13 protein-coding genes are annotated in these 17152 nt (G+C 71.4%); 7 read left to right on the top strand and 6 right to left on the bottom strand.

The window, feature by feature from the left end:
* Positions 1-127: 127 nt before the first annotated feature.
* Entirely contained in the window at positions 128-3514 is a 3387-nt protein-coding gene (locus tag ACZ4Z3_RS06645; protein ID WP_468500215.1) for an AfsR/SARP family transcriptional regulator, read from the top strand.
* 41 nt (positions 3515-3555) lie between these two features.
* Here the strand turns inward: ACZ4Z3_RS06645 and ACZ4Z3_RS06640 are convergent, their stop codons facing one another.
* From ACZ4Z3_RS06640 to panB, 3 genes are all read right to left on the bottom strand, one after another.
* Positions 3556-4374, bottom strand: a complete 819-nt coding sequence (locus tag ACZ4Z3_RS06640) for an ABC transporter permease (RefSeq protein WP_468499965.1) — start codon at positions 4372-4374, stop codon at positions 3556-3558.
* The gene (locus tag ACZ4Z3_RS06635) at positions 4371-5396 is read right to left on the bottom strand and encodes an ATP-binding cassette domain-containing protein (protein ID WP_468499964.1); all 1026 of its coding nucleotides are present in this window, start codon (positions 5394-5396) and stop codon (positions 4371-4373) included. Before ACZ4Z3_RS06635 ends, ACZ4Z3_RS06640 begins: the two co-directional genes overlap by 4 nt.
* 293 nt (positions 5397-5689) lie before the next feature.
* Positions 5690-6556: a 3-methyl-2-oxobutanoate hydroxymethyltransferase gene (gene panB / locus ACZ4Z3_RS06630; RefSeq protein ID WP_055710971.1), complete on the bottom strand. Its 867-nt coding sequence runs from the start codon at positions 6554-6556 to the stop codon at positions 5690-5692.
* A gap of 190 nt (positions 6557-6746) precedes the next feature.
* Between panB and ACZ4Z3_RS06625 the strand changes: the two genes are divergently transcribed.
* From ACZ4Z3_RS06625 to ACZ4Z3_RS06605, 5 genes are all read left to right on the top strand, one after another.
* Positions 6747-8324: an MFS transporter gene (locus ACZ4Z3_RS06625; RefSeq protein WP_468499963.1), complete on the top strand. Its 1578-nt coding sequence runs from the start codon at positions 6747-6749 to the stop codon at positions 8322-8324.
* Between the two features lie 89 nt (positions 8325-8413).
* Positions 8414-9049, top strand: coding sequence for a TetR/AcrR family transcriptional regulator (locus tag ACZ4Z3_RS06620; protein ID WP_468499962.1), 636 nt, complete (start codon positions 8414-8416; stop codon positions 9047-9049).
* A 243-nt stretch (positions 9050-9292) separates the two neighbouring features.
* On the top strand, positions 9293-10342 hold the full coding sequence (locus ACZ4Z3_RS06615; protein WP_468499961.1) for an endonuclease/exonuclease/phosphatase family protein: 1050 nt from the start codon (positions 9293-9295) through the stop codon (positions 10340-10342).
* A 128-nt stretch (positions 10343-10470) separates the two neighbouring features.
* Positions 10471-11706, top strand: a complete 1236-nt coding sequence (locus ACZ4Z3_RS06610) for an MFS transporter (RefSeq protein ID WP_468499960.1) — start codon at positions 10471-10473, stop codon at positions 11704-11706.
* A 221-nt stretch (positions 11707-11927) separates the two neighbouring features.
* Positions 11928-12374, top strand: a complete 447-nt coding sequence (locus ACZ4Z3_RS06605) for a VOC family protein (RefSeq protein WP_468500214.1) — start codon at positions 11928-11930, stop codon at positions 12372-12374.
* Positions 12375-12677: 303 nt separating this feature from the next.
* Here ACZ4Z3_RS06605 and ACZ4Z3_RS06600 read toward each other — a convergent pair whose 3' ends face one another.
* Positions 12678-13301: a DUF305 domain-containing protein gene (locus ACZ4Z3_RS06600; RefSeq protein WP_468499959.1), complete on the bottom strand. Its 624-nt coding sequence runs from the start codon at positions 13299-13301 to the stop codon at positions 12678-12680.
* A gap of 34 nt (positions 13302-13335) precedes the next feature.
* Positions 13336-14004 carry a DUF3105 domain-containing protein gene (locus tag ACZ4Z3_RS06595; RefSeq protein WP_468499958.1) on the bottom strand — a complete coding sequence of 223 codons (669 nt, stop codon included), beginning with the start codon at positions 14002-14004 and terminating at the stop codon, positions 13336-13338.
* A gap of 417 nt (positions 14005-14421) precedes the next feature.
* Between ACZ4Z3_RS06595 and ACZ4Z3_RS06590 the strand changes: the two genes are divergently transcribed.
* The gene (locus ACZ4Z3_RS06590; protein WP_099963987.1) at positions 14422-15783 is read left to right on the top strand and encodes a glutamine synthetase family protein; all 1362 of its coding nucleotides are present in this window, start codon (positions 14422-14424) and stop codon (positions 15781-15783) included.
* A 74-nt stretch (positions 15784-15857) separates the two neighbouring features.
* Here the strand turns inward: ACZ4Z3_RS06590 and ACZ4Z3_RS06585 are convergent, their stop codons facing one another.
* Positions 15858-17126, bottom strand: a complete 1269-nt coding sequence (locus tag ACZ4Z3_RS06585; protein WP_468499957.1) for a tyrosine-type recombinase/integrase — start codon at positions 17124-17126, stop codon at positions 15858-15860.
* Between the last annotated feature and the right edge of the window lie 26 nt (positions 17127-17152).

Below are 17152 nucleotides of genomic sequence, written 5' to 3'. Positions count from 1 at the left end.
GGGGGACATGAAGGCGGGGACGTACGGTCGGGGGACGTACGGTCGGGGGTCGTACGGGTCGGCGGTCCAGGCCGTCGCGGCCGCCCCCTGCGACGGCCCGGCCACCGGCACCGAACCGACGGAGACAATGGACCCCGTGCGTTACCGCATCCTCGGCCCTACTCAGGCGTCGCACGCCGACGGCACCCCGGTCCCGGTCGGCGGCGCCCGGCTGCGCGCCCTGCTGACCGTGCTCGCGCTGCGCCCGGGCCGTACGGTCACCGTGTCCACGCTGGTCGACGAGGTGTGGGCCGGTGACCCGCCCGCCGACGCTGGCGGCGCGCTCCAGGCGCTGGTGGGCCGGCTGCGTCGGGCGCTCGGCCCGGACGCGATCGTGTCGGCGCACGGCGGCTACCGGCTCACCGCCGCCCCCGACGACATCGACCTGCACCGTTTCGACCGTCTCACGGCCGAGGGCGCCCGCGCGCTGGCCGACGGCGACCCCGCCAAGGCGGCCGTCGTCCTCGACGACGCGCTCGCCCTCTGGCAGGACCCGCCGCTGGCCGACCTGCCCGACCGGACCGCCGAGGCCGCCCGTTGGGAGACCCGCCGGCTCGACGCGCAGCGCGCCCGCCTCACCGCCGCGCTCGCCCTCGGCCGCGCCGGGACCGCCCTCCCCGAACTCACCGCCCTGTGCGACACGCACCCCCTCGACGAGCCCCTCCAGTGCCTGCGTCTGCGCGCCCTGCGCGACACCGGCCGCCCGGCGGAGGCGCTGGCCGCGTACGACTCCGTACGCCTCCTCCTGGCCCACCGCCTCGGCACGGACCCGGGCCCCGAACTACGGTCCCTGCACGAGGAACTCCTGCACACCGACGGTCACGGCGCCCCGCCCTCCGCCGACGGCCGCGCGGTCCTGCCTTCCGCCGGCGGCCATGCCGTCCCGTCGCCCGCCGGCGGCCACCTCGCCCCGCCACCCGTGAGCGCCCGCCCCGCTCAGCCGGCCCTCGGGCGGCAGCCCGCGGAGGACGGTCGCCCGCGGGGCAACCTTCGGGCCCGGCTCACCTCCTTCGTGGGCCGGGACACCGACATCGACACCATCCGCACCGACCTGAGCGCCGCCCGCCTGGTCACCCTCCTCGGGCCCGGCGGCGCCGGGAAGACCCGTCTCTCCCAGGAGGCCGGCGAGGCGGTCGCGGCGTCCGCTCCCGACGGGGTCTGGCTCGCCGAACTCGCCCCCGTCGACGACCTCGCCGACGTCCCGGAGGCCGTCGTCACCGCCCTCGGCGCGCGTGAGACCGTCCTGCGCGGGGCCGGCGCCGAGGAGATGCGCGTGGTCTCCGACCGCCACGACGACCCCCTGGGCCGGCTCACCGAACACTGCGCCAGACGCCGGATGCTGCTCATCCTCGACAACTGCGAACACGTCGTGGCCGCCGCCGCCCACCTCGTCGAACATCTCCTCCAGCACTGCCCGGGCCTGACCGTCCTCGCCACCAGCCGCGAACCCCTCGGCGTACCGGGGGAGTTGGTGCGGCCGGTGGAACCCCTGGACCAGCCCCACGCCCTGCGGCTGCTCGCCGACCGGGGCGCCGCCGCCCGGCCCGGCTTCACCGTCGCCGACGACCCGGAGGCCGCCGCCGAGATCTGCCGCCGCCTCGACGGCCTCCCCCTCGCGATCGAACTCGCGGCGGCACGGCTGCGCATGCTGACACCGCGCCAGATCGCCGACCGGCTCGACGACCGCTTCCGGCTCCTCACCTCCGGCAGCCGCACCGTCCTGCCCCGCCAGCAGACCCTGCGCGCGGTCGTCGACTGGTCCTGGGAGCTCCTCGACGAGGAGGAACGGGACGTCCTGCGGCGGCTGTCCGTGTTCGCCGGCGGCTGCGACCTCGCCGCCGCGGAGGCCGTCTGCGGCCCCGCCGCGCTGGAGGCGCTCGGCTCCCTCGTCGACAGGTCCCTCGTCGTCGCGGCCCCGACCACGAACGGCGGGATGCGCTACCGGCTCCTGGAGACCGTCGCCGAGTACGCCGGCGAACGCCTCGCCGAGGCCGGCACCCGCCCCGCCGCCGAACGCGCCCACCGCACGTACTACCGCGAACTCGCCCGCACCACCGACCCGTTGCTGCGCGGCCCCGGTCAGCGCAGGGCCAACGAACTGCTGGAGCTGGAGTACGAGAACCTCCGCACCGCCCTGCGGCACGCCGTCGCCGAACGCGACGAGCAGGAGGCGCTCTGCCTGATCCTTTCGCTCGCCTGGTACTGGCAGATGCGCGACCTGAAGACCGAGGCCCGGCACTGGGCCACCCAGGTCATGGCGCTCGGCCCCGACCCGTTCGCCCCGCCGGCCCGCCCCGTCCCCGATCTGCGCGAGGGCCTCACCGACAGCCCGCCGCCGATGCGCCCCGAGGTGCTCGACGAGGCCCGGCGCGCACTCCACCTCGTCCATCTCGCCTGCATGGACATGGAGATCTCCGTATGGGAGACCCCCGAGGGGAAGGAGAAGCTCCAGGTCATCCGGGACACCTACCGTCCGGGCCAGCCGCAGACCTGCCGCTTCCCGGGCTTCATGTGGTTCTACGCCGTCGTGCTCTCCGGCGACATGGAGCGGCTGCGGGAGATCCTCGACGCGAGCATCGCCACCGCCCGTGACCTCGGCCACACCTGGGAGCTGGCCCAGGCCCTGCACATGCGGGCCAACATACTCGCCAACCGCAGCGACTGGTCCGGCGACGCCACCCGCGACGCCGACGAGGCGCTGGAGCTGTGCGAACGGCTCGGGGACGCCTGGGGCGCCGCCGAGGCGCTCTCGGCGCGCGCCATGAGCCACGAGCGCACGGGCCGGTTCGACCTCGCCGCGGCCGACTACCGGCGGGCCATCGCCCACGCCGAACGGATCGGCACCAACGCCCACTCGGGCGTCCTCGGGGTCCGGCTCGGCAACGTGCTCCTGGAGTGCGGGGAGGCCGAACTCGGCGAGAAGATGCTGCTGGACGTGCTGGCGCGGCACGACACGCCCAAGGAGGCGCTGCCCGCGGCCCGTCTCTACCTCACCATCTGGTTCGGCCGCACCGGGCGCACGGACGAGGCGTGGCGGCACATCACACGGCTGCGCGAGGAGTTCGAGGCCGTCGACTTCGTGCTGTTCGCCGGCTTCGTCCTCGGCCTGGAGGCATGGCTGATGACCATGGGCGGACGCCACACCGAGGCCCGCGCACGCATCCGGAAGGCGTTCGAGCAGGCCATGGACCCGCTGGCCCGGACGATCACCCCCCAGCTGCCCGCCTCCCACCTCGTCACCGCCGCCGTCGCCGTCACGGGCGTGGACGGCGGTGCCCGCGCAGGGGACGCGGCCCGGCTCCTCGGCGCCTCCGACGCGCACCTCCCGCCCGGCCACCACCCCAGCCCGCTGGAGGCCGAGGGACGCGCGCAGGCGGAGGCCGAGGTCCGGGCGCGACTGGACGACGAGGCGTACGAGGCGGCGTACGCCGAGGGCGCCGGACTCACCCTGGAGGAGGCCGGCGCCCTTATCTAGGGCCCGTCCGGTGCCCAGGTCCGGCGCCCCTGACCGGCGGCTCAGCTCTTGGTGCGGAACTTGTGGATCGCGATCGGGGCCATCACCGCCGTCAACGCCACGGACCAGCCGAGCGTGATCATCACGTCGTGGGCGACCGGCCCGCCCGTCATCAGACCGCGCGCCGCGTCCGCCAGGGAGGACAGCGGGTTGTAGTCGGTGAAGCTCCGCAGCCAGCCCGGCATCGACTGCGGCGGCGCGAAGATCGACGAGCCGAACTGCAGCGGGAACAGCACCAGGAAGCCCATCGCCTGCACCGACTGCGCGTTCTTCAGGGTCACGCCCAGCACCAGGAAGATCCACATCAGGGACGAGCCGAAGACGACGGACAGGCTCACCGCGGCGAACAGGCCCGGCCAGTTGGTGATGTCGAAGCCGATGAGGACGGCGACGGTCAGCAGGATGGCCGTGGCGAGCAGCATCCGCAGCAGCTCGACGGAGATCTTCGCGAGCAGCACCGAGGACCGGCCGATCGGCAGCGACCGGAAGCGGTCCATGATGCCCTTCTGGAAGTCCTCGTTGAAGCCGGTGCCGACGCCCATCGCGATGTTCATGCCGAGCATGGCCATCAGCCCCGGGATCACGTACTGCACGTACCGCTCCTGGCCGCCGCCCAGCGCCTGCCCGATGGAGCCGCCGAAGACGTACACGAACAGCAGGGCGAACACGATCGGCATGAGGACCGCGTCGGCGACGGACTGCGGGTCGTTGCGGATCCACAGCAGGTTGCGGCGTACGAGGGCACCCGTGTGCCGGGCCTGCGCGCGCAGCCCGATCCGGCCGTCGGCGTCGCCGGTGCGGGGCAGGGTGGTGGTGCTCATACGGCGACCTCCTCGTAGGCGGTGGACGGGGCCGGGTCCTGCGGGGCACCGGCCTTGTGGCCGGTGAGGGACAGGAACACCTCGTCGAGACTGGGCAGTTCGGTGCTGATCGCGCCGATGGTGACGCCGCGGTCGCTGATCGCGCCGACGACGGCGGTGAGCTGCTCGTCGCTGAGGATCGGCACGAGCAGGGTGCCGTTCTCGGCGTCGACGGTGGTGGTGGCGAGCCCGGTGATCCCCAGGTCGTCCAGTTCCCTCGCGAGCGGCCGCAACCGCGCCGGGTCGGCCGGGCGGACACGCAGCGTACGACCGCCGACCTGCGCCTTGAGTTCGTCGATGCGGCCCTTGGCGATGACCTTGCCGTGGTCGATCACGGTCAGCTCGGAGGCCAGCTGCTCGGCCTCCTCCATGTACTGGGTGGTCAGCAGCACGGTCACCCCGTCGCCGACCATGCGCTTGACCTCGTCCCACACCTCGATCCGGGTGCGCGGGTCGAGGCCGGTCGTCGGCTCGTCCAGGTAGAGCACGGCCGGGCGGCCCATCATGGACGCGGCGAGGTCGAGCCGCCGCCGCATACCGCCGGAGTACGTGGCCACCGGGCGTCCCGCCGCCTCGGTCAGCGAGAACCGCTCCAGCAGACCGTTCGCCCGGCCCCGGGCGTCCTTGCGGGACAGGTCGAGCAGACGGCCGATCATGTAGAGGTTCTCGAAGCCGGAGAGTTTCTCGTCCACCGAGGCGTACTGGCCGGTGAGGCCGATCACCCGGCGCAGGGCGCGCGGCTGGCGCACGACGTCGTAGCCGGCCACGGTCGCCTGCCCCGAGTCGGGCGTGACGAGCGTGGACAGGCACCGGACCAGTGTGGTCTTGCCGGCGCCGTTCGGGCCGAGCACGCCCATCACGGTGCCCTCGCGGACGTCCAGATCGACACCGTCCAGCGCCCTGGTCTCGCCGTAGTGCTTGACCAGCCCCCGTACGGTGACAGCGCGGGTCGCGCCGCTGGGTTCCTTGTCGATTCGTGTCATGCGGACGACGGTGTCAGGGGCCGCCGACAAACGACCGACAAGTCACCGACAGCGCGCGGCGGAGTGCCGGGCGCCCAGTAGCTCGGGGGTGCGGATGGGTTCGGCGGGTGCGGGTGCGTCGTGGTTTCTCGCGCAGTTCCCCGCGCTCCTGAAGGGAACGGGCCTGCGGCCCGCCCTTCAAAGAACCCGTACCCCCGAGCTACCAGGCGCCCCAACGCCACAGCCCGCCGACTGGGGGAAGATCGGCGGGCTGCTCCGTACCGCAGTGGCTGTAGGGCCACCAGGCCAACGGCCTAGTGAACCGAGTGCTCCTCAAGCGGGAACGTCCCGCCGACCACGTCCTCCGCGAACGCCTTCGCCGCGTCGGTCATGACGCCCCGCAGGTCCGCGTACTGCTTCACGAACTTCGGCATCCGCCCGCCGGTCAGCCCGAGCATGTCCGTCCACACCAGGACCTGCGCGTCGGTCTCCGCCCCCGCACCGATCCCCACCGTCGGGATGTGCAGCACCCGCGTGACCTCCGCGGCCAGCTCCGCCGGGACCAGCTCCAGGACCACCGCGAACGCGCCCGCGTCCTGCACGGCCTTCGCGTCGCGCAGCAGCTGCGCCGCCGCCTCCTCGCCCCGGCCCTGCACCCGGTATCCCATCGCGTTGACGGACTGCGGGGTGAGACCGATGTGGGCCATCACGGGGATGCCGGACTCCACCAGCAGCCGGATCTGTTCGTACGACCGTTCGCCGCCCTCCAGCTTCACGGCCCCCACCCCGGCCTCCTTCACCAGCCGGGTCGCCGAGCGCAGCGCCTGCACCGGGCCCTCCTGGTAGGAGCCGAAGGGCAGGTCGCCGACGATCAGGGCACGGCTGGTGCCCCGTACGACGGCCGCCGACAGCATGGTCATCTCGTCGAGGGTGACGGGCACGGTCGTGTCGTACCCCAGGTGGCAGTTGCCCGCCGAGTCGCCGACGAGCATGACCGGGATCCCGGCCTCGTCGAAGACGGACGCGGTCATCGCGTCGTACGCGGTGAGCATCGGCCACTTCTCGCCGCGTTCCTTGGCGAGGGCGATGTCGCGGACGGTGATGCGGCGTGTGCCCTTGCCCCCGTACAGCGCCTTGCTGCCGTCGGAGGGCTTCGTCTGGGCAGCCGAAAGCTGCGTCATTGCCACGGCTCCTTCATGTCATCTCGAGGCGCCCTGACGGCGTCCCCGGACCGACTCCATGGTGGCACCTCGGCCCGGCGAGGGCCAGAGCAGGTCGCTGTGACCGTTCAGGCACCCCTTACGTAAGACCTCGGTAAAGGAATTTCGATACGAGACGGTCCCGTATCGAAAATGGCCTACTCTCGAAGGCATGACTTCCGCAGCCCCTGAATCCCGGATACCGGAAGCGGTGCACCGGCGCCGCTGGGCGATCCTCGGCGTGCTGATGCTGAGCCTGCTGATCGTGGTGCTCGACAACTCGATCCTCAACGTCGCCATCAAGACGATCTCCACCCCCGAGCCGACCGGCCTCGGCGCCACGCAGAGCGAGCTGGAGTGGGCGATCAACGCCTACACGCTCGTCTTCGCGGGTCTGCTGTTCACCGCGGGCCTGCTCGGCGACCGGCTCGGCCGCAAGAGGGTGCTGCTCGGCGGTCTGGTCGTCTTCGGCGTCGGCTCGGCGCTGGCGGCCGGGTCCGGCTCACCCGTGGAGCTCATCGCGTTCCGCGCGGTCATGGGTCTCGGCGCCGCCTTCGTGATGCCCGCGACCCTCGCCGTCCTGATGAACGTCTTCGAACGCGAGGAGCAGCCGAAGGCCATCGGCATCTGGGCGGGCGGCGTCGGCCTCGCCATCGCCATCGGCCCCATCACCGGCGGTGTCCTGCTGGACCACTTCTGGTGGGGCTCGGTCTTCCTGATCAACGTGCCGATCGTCGTGCTCGCGCTCGTCCTGATGCTCTGGCTGGTCCCCGACTCCCGCGACCCGAACCCGGGCCGGATCGACCCCGTCGGTGTGCTGCTCTCCGTCGTCGGTCTGGTGCTGCTCGTCTACGGCATCATCCGGGGCGGCCAGCTCGCCGACTTCACCGACGCCACGGTCCTCGGCGCCATCGCCGCCGGTCTCGCCGTCCTCGCGGCGTTCGTCGTGTTCGAGAAGCGCAGCGACCACCCGTCCATCGACATCTCGTTCTTCCGGAACAAGGTCTTCTCCGCGGCCATCGGAGTGATCGGCCTGGTCTTCTTCGCCCTGATGGGCGTGACCTTCTTCTCGGTCTTCTACACCCAGACCGTCCGCGGCTACTCGCCGCTGCAGACCGGTCTGCTGATGCTGCCGCTGGCCGTCGCGCAGCTGGTGTTCGCGCCGCGCGCCCGACTCGTCGTCGACCGCTTCGGCAACAGCGTGGTGTGCACGGCGGGCATGCTGCTGATCGCCGGGACGCTGGCCGCGTTCGCCGTCCTGGACGGGGACACACCGATCTGGCTCCTCGAAGTCATCTTCTTCCTCATGGGTGCCGGCATGGCCCACGTCATGACCCCGCTGAGCGTCGTCATCATGCAGGCCCTGCCCCGTGAGAAGGCGGGCTCCGCGTCCGCGCTGAGCAACACCTTCCGCCAGGTCGGCGGCGCCCTCGGCATCGCCGTCCTCGGCTCCGTGCTGTCCACCGCGTACCGCTCCGGCATCGAGGACGAGCTGCCGGCCGGCGCACCGCACGCCGCCGCCGAGTCCATCGAGGCCACCCTCGGTCTCGCCGCCCGTCTCGGCGACCGGGGCGCGGCCCTCGTCGGCCCGGCCCACGACGCCTTCCTGCACGCCATGCACGTGACGGCGCTGTGCGGGGCCGCCGTGGCCGTCCTCGGGGCGGTCGCCATGGCCGTCTTCCTGCCGGGCCGGCCGGCGGGCGGCCAACCGGACGAGAAGGAGGCCGAGTTGGTGGCCCAGAAGCACTGAGGTTCGGCCAACGGAGCGCAGGGGGGCGCCCTTCGGGGTCGCGGCCGGGGGAGAATCACCCCGGTGCGACGACAGAGACGGAGTGGACCGTGAGCCTCGCCGGAAGCCGGGCCCAGGACGGACGGGCCCGGGAAGTGAGCCCCGTGCGGGGGCGGCCCCGCAGCGAGGCCGTGGAGCGCTCGATCATCGAGGGTGTGATGAAGCTCCTGGAGGACGGTGTGCCCCTCGCGGAGCTGTCCATAGAACGGGTGGCCCGCACCGCCGGTGTCGGAAAGGCCACCATCTACCGCCGCTGGCGCGGCAAGGAGGAGCTGTTCGTCGACGTCCTGCGGGCCGCCGAACCGCCCGACCCGGTGCTGCCCGGCACCTCCATGCGGGACGACCTGGTCGTCCTGCTGGAGGCCGTCCGCCGCCGCGGACTCGTCAACCGCTCCTCGGCGATCCTGCACAACGTCTTCGCCCAGATGAAGTCCAGCCCCAAGATCTGGGACGCCTACCACGCGAACGTCGTCGCCCCGCGCCGCCGGACCCTCGCCGACGTCCTGCGGCGCGGGCAGGGCAACGGCGAACTCCGCGCCGACGTCGACCTCGACCTCATCGGCGACCTCGTCTTCGGCCCGATGCTCGTACGCACCATCATGCGTCCCGACTCGCCGCTCCCCGAGGGCCTCGCGGAGGTCATGGTCGACACGGTGCTCGAAGGACTGCGTCCGCCTGCGAGCTGAGTCACAGCGAATGTTCGCATTCCGTCACAGAGCTCACCCCTTCACCGCCGGTTCGGAACTCCGAACAGCGGGTTGTTCGTCCTCGTGCCCGTACGGCCGCCACGCGGCGGCAGGATCGACGGCGATCATCCCCTAGGGTCTAGGGGGTGCCGCGAAGTCCCGCACCACACCCCGGTGTCGTGGACTTCCCGGTACTCCCCGGGCGCGGGGGACGGTGTGCACGGCAGGTTGTGAGGCGACGGTATGGCGCAGGCGTACATGACGGAGACGGGCGGCGGCGGCACGGGCGAGGGCCGCGAAGGATCCCGGCTCCGGCGCCTGCTCGGCCGGTGGTTCGACGGCTGGAGAGGCGACCGCGGGATCTGGCGGCGGGGCGCCGTCGTCGCGGTCCTCGCCCTGCTCGTCGCGCTCGCGATGGTGCTGCACGCCCAGGTCCCCAACAGCGTGGGCAACCTCGGCAGTCTGACCGAGACGTTCCTGCCCTGGCTGGGCGTCGCGATCCCGCTGCTGCTGGTCCTGGCGATCGTCCGCAGGTCGGCGATCGCGCTGATCGCGGTGCTGGTCCCCACGATCGTCTGGCTGAACCTCTTCGGCGGACTCGTCACCAGCAAGACCGGCGGCGGCGGCGACCTCATGGTCGTCACGCACAACGTCAACGCGGACAACGCCGACCCGTCGGGCACCGCCGGTGACGTCGCCGCCTCCGGCGCGGACGTCGTCGCCCTGGAGGAGCTCACGGAGACCGCGGTGCCGGTGTACGAGAAGGCGCTCGCGGCGACGTACCCGTACCACGAGGTCGTCGGCACCGTCGGGCTGTGGAGCAAGTACCCGATGAGCGCCACCAAGCCGGTCGACATCAAGCTCGGCTGGGAGCGCGCCATGCGCTCCACCGTGACCACCCCCGAGGGCCCGGTGGCCGTGTACGTCGCCCATCTGCCCTCGGTGCGGGTGAAGCTGGAGGCCGGGTTCACCGCCCGCCAGCGCGACAAGAGCGCCAACGCGCTGGGCGAGGCCATCGCCGACGAGCCCATCCAGGACGTGATCCTCCTCGGTGACCTCAACGGCACCATGAACGACCGCGCCCTGAACGCCGTCACCGCCCAGATGCGCTCCACCCAGGGCGCGGCCGGCGACGGCTTCGGCTTCAGCTGGCCGGCGTCGTTCCCGATGGCCCGTATCGACCAGATCATGGTCCGGGGTCTTGAGCCGATGGCGTCCTGGACCCTCCCGGCGACGGGCAGCGACCACCTGCCGGTGGCGGCGCGGGTGACGATCACCACGTCAGGTCACTGATCCCGCAGGTCAGCGGGGCGGGAATGGAGAGCCCGGAGAGTTTGTTCCGCCAGTGAACATATAGTGGGGAAGGAATCCCGAGGAATCCCTCCTTCCCCCTGCTCTCCTCCTGCCCGAAAGGTCTCCTCATGCCCTTGGCCCTGCTCGCCCTCGCCGTAGGAGCCTTCGGTATCGGGACGACCGAGTTCGTCATGATGGGCCTGCTGCCCGATGTCGCGGCCGACCTCGGTGTCTCGATCCCCGCCGCCGGCCACCTCGTCTCCGCGTACGCGCTCGGCGTCGTCGTCGGTGCCCCGCTGCTCGCGGCGGCCACGGCCCGGATGCCCCGCCGGACGGTCCTCATCGGGCTGATGGCCCTGTTCGTGGCCGGCAACGCGCTCTCCGCGCTCGCCCCCGACGAGCACTGGCTGCTCGCGGCCCGCTTCCTCAGCGGCCTGCCGCACGGAGCCTTCTTCGGCGTCGGCGCGGTCGTCGCCACCGGCCTCGTCGCACCGGAGCGCAAGGCCCGCTCGGTGTCGCTGATGTTCCTCGGGCTGACGGTCGCCAACATCGCCGGTGTCCCCGTGGCGACGCTGATGGGCCAGGAACTCGGCTGGCGGGTCACCTTCCTCGGCGTGAGCGCCATCGGTCTCGCCGCGATCGGATCGCTGGCCGCCCTCCTCCCCCACGACCACGCCACCGCGCCGGCGACCGGCCTGCGCGGCGAACTGGGCGCCCTGCGCTCCCTGCCCGTCTGGCTGGCCCTCGGCACGACCGTCGCCGGGTTCGCCGCCCTGTTCTCCGCCTACAGCTACATCACCCCGATGCTCACCGGGTCCGCCGGGTACGCCGACAGCACCGTCACCCTGCTGCTGGCCCTGTTCGGTGTGGGCGCGACCATCGGCAACCTGGCCGGCGGCCGCCTCGCGGACCACTCGATGCGGGGCACCCTCTTCGGTGGCCTGACCTCCCTGGTCGTGGTCCTCGCGCTGTTCCCGGCGCTGATGTCCGCCCAGTGGAGCGCGGCCCTGGCGGTGGTCCTCCTCGGCGTCGCCGCGTTCGTCACCGGCTCGCCCCTCCAGCTGATGGTCATGGAGAAGGCCGCCTCCGCCCCGTCCCTCGCGTCCTCCGCCAACCAGGCCGCCTTCAACCTCGCGAACGCCGGCGGCGCCTGGATCGGCGGCCTCGCCCTCTCCCTGGGCCTCGGCACCACGTCCCCGGCGGTCGTCGGAGCGGGCCTCGCCGTCCTGGGCCTCGGCGTCGCCGCGGTCGCCTACGCGGTGGACGCCCGCCGCGCGACCGCGGCCCGCTCCGCGCAGCCGGCCGGGGGCCGCCTGGTGGCCTCGCACGTACCCGGGCGGGAGTCGGAGCCGGTACGGGGCTGAGAGAGACCGCCCGGCTGGGTGAGCCGCGCGCCCTCGTATCGCCCTCCGTACCGCCCCTCTTATCGCCCCGACCCGGTGGCGCCGCGCGTGGATTTCCGCTTCGGTGAGGGAGAACCGTTCAGTCGGACGCGCCGGCGGTTCGCGTGATGCGCGCGCCGGAGGCGTGCGTGCCTGGCGGGCGGCGCTTCCGCGCTCCCGTCGACGGCGACCTGGAGGACCAGATGGACTTCTCGCTCGAAGTGCTCCCGCTGCCCGTGACCGACATCGACCGGGCCCGGGACTTCTACCGGGACAAGGTCGGTTTCCACGTCGACATCGACCAGGAGGTCATGCCCGGCATGCGCATCGTCCAGCTGACGCCGCCGGGCTCGGGCTGCTCGATCGCGCTGGGCGACATGATCTGGGAGATGGCCCCCGGCCCCAAGCCGGCCCCCGGCTCCTACCAGGGCCTCCAGCTCTGCGTCGCCGACATCGAGGCCGCCCGCGCCGAACTCGTCGAACGGGGACTCGACGTCTCCGAGCCCGTCCAGTACGCCCCCGACGACGGTGCCACGTTCATGTACTTCACCGACCCCGACGGGAACGGCTGGGCGATCCAGGAGTACCGCCGCCGCGCCACGGAGCCGCTGCACCGCGTGCTGGCGGATCTGGCCGCCCGGGAGCGGTGAGGCCGGCCCTCGCACGCGCGGCCCCGGCCCGGAGAGGCCGCGGCGCGCACCGGGGCGTGCGGCGGGTGGGGCGCCCCGCGTACGGGCGTCCGGGGCAAGGGCACCCCACCGCGCTTCGCTCACCACACCGGACGTACGACTCCCCGTAGCCCCGCGCGGGCGACCCCACGCCCGTCACGTCGTGGTACGCCTTCGTGCCGTAGGGAGCGGCCGTCCCGCGGGGCGGGAGTGGATCGCCGGGTAGGCGAAGCCGAGCGGCCGGCCGCCGCGCGCCACTGCTCCTCGGTGAGCTGCGCGGTCGTCCTACGGGCGGGGTGCGGCTCCCCGGGCTTTCAGCAGGTCCGTCATCAGTGAGATCTCGGACTCCTGGGCGTTGACCATGCCCTGGGCCAGCTTCTTCTCCACGCCGACCGTGCACTTGGCGACGCAGCCCTCCGCCATGTGGATGCCGCCCTTGTGGTGGTCGGTCATCAGTTGGAGGAAGAAGATCTCGGCCTGCTTGCCGTTGAGCTTGCCGAGCTTCGCCATCTCCGCGTCGGTCGCCATGCCGGGCATCAGGGAGCCGTCCTCGCCGGAGGCCAAGTCGCCCATGCCCATCCAGGCCATGGGCTTCTGCGACGACACCTTCGGCAGCCCCCACAGGTCGAGCCAGCCGATCATCATGCCGCGCTGGTTGGCCTGGGTCTGCGCGATGTCGTACGCGAGCCGCCGGATCTCCTCGTCGTCCGTGCGGTCACGGACGATGTACGACATCTCGACGGCCTGCTGGTGGTGGACCGCCATGTCCCGGGCGAACCCCGCGTCCGCGGAGTCCGTGGCGGGGGCCTTCAGCCCGGAGCCGTCGCCGTCGGCGACCGCGTACGTGATCGCCCCGGCCGCGACGAGTACCGCCGCGGCGCCGGAGGCGATCCAACCGATGTGCTTCATCCGTCCCACTGTCCCAGATCGCGTTCGGCCGTCGTCAGGAAATGCCGTTGGTGCAGGCGGCACCCGGCTCGGGCGTCTGGTCGCCCTGGACGAACTTCTGGAAGAACTTGTCCACGTTCGGGTCGGTGGCGCTGGTCACCGTACGCTGGTGGCCCCAGGCGCTGAGCATGATCGGGTCCTTCTGGTCCTCGACCGGGCTCATCAGGGTGTACGGGGTCTTCTTGACCTTCGCCGCGAGCGCCTTGACGTCCGCCTCGGAGGCCTTGTCGTTGTACGTCACCCAGACGGCGCCGTGCTCCAGGGAGTGCACGGCGTTCTCGTTCTTGATCGCCTTGTCGTAGACGTCGCCGTTGCAGTTCTGCCAGACCGGGTTGTGGTCGCCGCCGACCGGGGGCGTCATCGGGTAGGTCACCGACTTGGTGACGTGGTTCTGGGTGAGCTTGGTGCTCCACGTCTTGACGCCGTCCGCGTCCGTGGTGAACTTGCCGTTGCCCTTGGCGTCGCTCGCCGTGCTGCTGCTGTCGCTGCCGTTGTCCGCCTGCGAGCGGATCAGGACCGTGCCGCCGACGACGAGGCCGGCGACTATCACCACGCTGGCGCCGATCACGAGGATCCGGTTCCGGCGCTCACGGGAGCGCTCGGCACGGCGCATCTCCTCGATGCGCGCCTTGCGCGCCGCGCTGCTGGTGTTCTTGGCGGCCATGGGTTGAGTCCTTAGTGGGGGATGAGGCGGATGGGACAGTAGGACCAGCTGATCGTAATTTGATGGGCTCCCTCTCGTAAACGAGGGTTCCCGCCTCCCATGGTCGCGCGCGGGGCGGGCGGGGCGCGCGGTGTGATGACCAGGGCGTTACGGATGCGTACGCCCGCGGCCGTATACCGGACGCCGCGGGCGTTACGCGGAGGCCCGCGAGCAGGCAAGATGGGCGGCAGAGAGGTTGAGCGGCGCGGCGCGCGGTACATCTGCCGTACGCCTGCCGTTCAGCCCGTGGTCGGTCCGCCGATCAAGGTGCGCAACACGCGTGAAATGGTGTTGTGGTGGGATGCTCAGACGCCCGACCGCATCCCGACGCTCGGGAGCAGGACGGCCTGACCAGCAAGGAATGGGTGGAAGCGGAAGATGGACAAGCAGCAGGAGTTCGTGCTCCGTACCTTGGAGGAGCGCGACATCCGTTTCGTACGCCTGTGGTTCACGGACGTGCTGGGCTTCCTGAAGTCCGTGGCCGTGGCCCCTGCCGAGCTGGAACAGGCGTTTGACGAGGGCATCGGCTTCGACGGCTCCGCCATCGAGGGCTTCGCCCGGGTGTACGAGTCCGACATGATCGCCAAGCCGGACCCGTCGACGTTCCAGGTCCTGCCGTGGCGCGCGGAGGCCCCGGGCACGGCCCGGATGTTCTGCGACATCCTGATGCCGGACGGCTCCCCGTCCTTCGCCGACCCGCGCTATGTCCTCAAGCGCGCCCTGGCCAAGGCGTCCGACCTGGGGTTCACCTTCTACACGCACCCCGAGATCGAGTTCTTCCTGTTGAAGGACAAGCCGCTCGACGGCTCCCGGCCCACCCCGGCCGACAACTCGGGCTACTTCGACCACACGCCCCAGAACGTCGGCATGGACTTCCGCCGCCAGGCGATCACCATGCTGGAGTCGATGGGCATCTCGGTCGAGTTCTCCCACCACGAGGGCGCGCCCGGTCAGCAGGAGATCGACCTGCGCTACGCCGACGCGCTGTCGACGGCCGACAACATCATGACGTTCCGCCTGGTCATGAAGCAGGTGGCGCTGGAGCAGGGCGTCCAGGCGACCTTCATGCCCAAGCCGTTCTCGGAGCACCCCGGCTCGGGCATGCACACGCACCTCTCCCTCTTCGAGGGCGACCGGAACGCGTTCTACGAGTCCGGCGCGGAGTACCAGCTGTCGAAGGTGGGCCGCTCCTTCATCGCGGGCCTGCTGAAGCACGCGGCCGAGATCTCCGCGGTGACGAACCAGTGGGTGAACTCCTACAAGCGCATCTGGGGCGGCACCGAGCGCACCGCCGGCGCCGGCGGCGAGGCCCCCTCGTACATCTGCTGGGGCCACAACAACCGCTCGGCCCTGGTCCGGGTCCCCATGTACAAGCCCGGCAAGACGGGCTCGGCACGCGTCGAGGTCCGCTCCCTGGACTCGGGCGCGAACCCCTACCTGGCGTACGCGCTCCTGCTGGCCGCCGGTCTCAAGGGCATCGAGGAGGGCTACGAGCTCCCGCCGGGCGCCGAGGACGACGTCTGGGCCCTCTCCGACGCGGAGCGCCGCGCGATGGGCATCGAGCCGCTCCCCCAGAACCTCGGCGAGGCCCTGGCCCTCATGGAGCGCAGCGACCTCGTCGCGGAAACCCTCGGCGAGCACGTGTTCGACTTCTTCCTGCGCAACAAGAAGCAGGAGTGGGAGGAGTACCGCTCCGAGGTCACGGCGTTCGAGCTGCGCAAGAACCTGCCGGTGCTGTAGGCGCAGGTCAGGGCAGTTTTCCGCTGTAACGACGAGTGGGGCCGACGGTCGCGGACCGTCGGCCCCACGGTGTCTCACTGGCCCTGGGCCGTCTGTGGGCCGCCCGACCCCGGAAGGATGCCCTCGTACAGACTGTCCACGGCCTTACGGGCCCGTGCGTCGCTGCTCGGCATGAGGTGCGTGTAGACCCTGAGCGTGAACCCCGGATCGTTGTGTCCGAGGTATGCGCTGAGCGCCTTGACGTTCTCCCCGGCGTCCAGCAGGACGGAAGCGTAGAAGTGCCTGAGAGCGTGCATGCCGTGTTCGCGGGCGGACTGGTGACGCTCGCCGGGCCTGGGCTCAGGGATGACGCCAGCGGCGACGAGTGCGGGCTTCCATACCCGAGTGTTGAAGTCGGTCCGTCGGACTGCGCCGGCGCCGTCGAGGCGCGTGAACACGAGCCGCTTCGTGACGAGCGGACCATCTGGCCCTAGCCAGGGCAGCGTGACGTCCACCGGCGGGAAGTCCTCCATGTGCTCCTTGAGGACCCGCGCCACACAGTCCGGCAAGGGAACGTCGCGCTCCTTGTTCCGTTTGGGAGGGGCGAACACGAGACGGCCCCTGGCCACTTTCACCTGATTGGCGACGTGCAGCCATCCCGAGTCGAACCCAATGGCATCGACGGGAAGCCCGAAGATCTCGCCTTGACGGAGCCCGCATCCGCCTCCGAGGTCGACTGCCGCGCGAAAGCGCTCGGGGAGGGCCGCGCGCATGGCGAAGGCGCGCTCGGCGTTCCACGGCACAATGCGGCCAGTACCAGGGGCAGGGGGACGAACGGACTGCGCGTGGCAAGGGTTCTTCAACAGGTGGCCGTCGTCGACGGCGGCGTTAAGGACCGTCGATACGTTGTTGTAGATCACGCGCCGGTACGACGAAGCGGGTACTGCGGACTCCAGCTTGCTCAGCCAGTCCCGAATGTGTTCCGGCTTGAAGGAACCGAGTGGGCGCGGACCGAGGTAGGGGATTGCATGGCCCTTGAGCGAGGACTCGACGGACTCGCGCGTCGTCATGGCGGTGGTCTGCGTACTCAGCCACTTTTCCGCGTACTGCCGGAACGTCACGCGACTGGCGGCGGGGTCAACGTACTGGCCGCGCGACATGTCGGCCTCAATGTTGGTGAGCCACTTCTCGGCGAGGCGCTTCTGTCCGTCTGGGAAGCTCTTGGACTTCTCGGTGCCGTCGGGGCCGATGTACCGGGCCCGGTAGCGCATGCCGGTGCCGTGGCGGTCGGTCTTGACACGGACGGTCTTGCCGCCGGTGTTCGTCTCGGTCTTGAACCAGCGGTCTTGGATGTGGCCTGCCATGTGGCGGCGGTCCTCTCAACACACAG

This window comes from Streptomyces sp. NPDC030296 (assembly GCF_055572815.1).
This window is presented reverse-complemented; position numbering and strand designations above follow the sequence as displayed.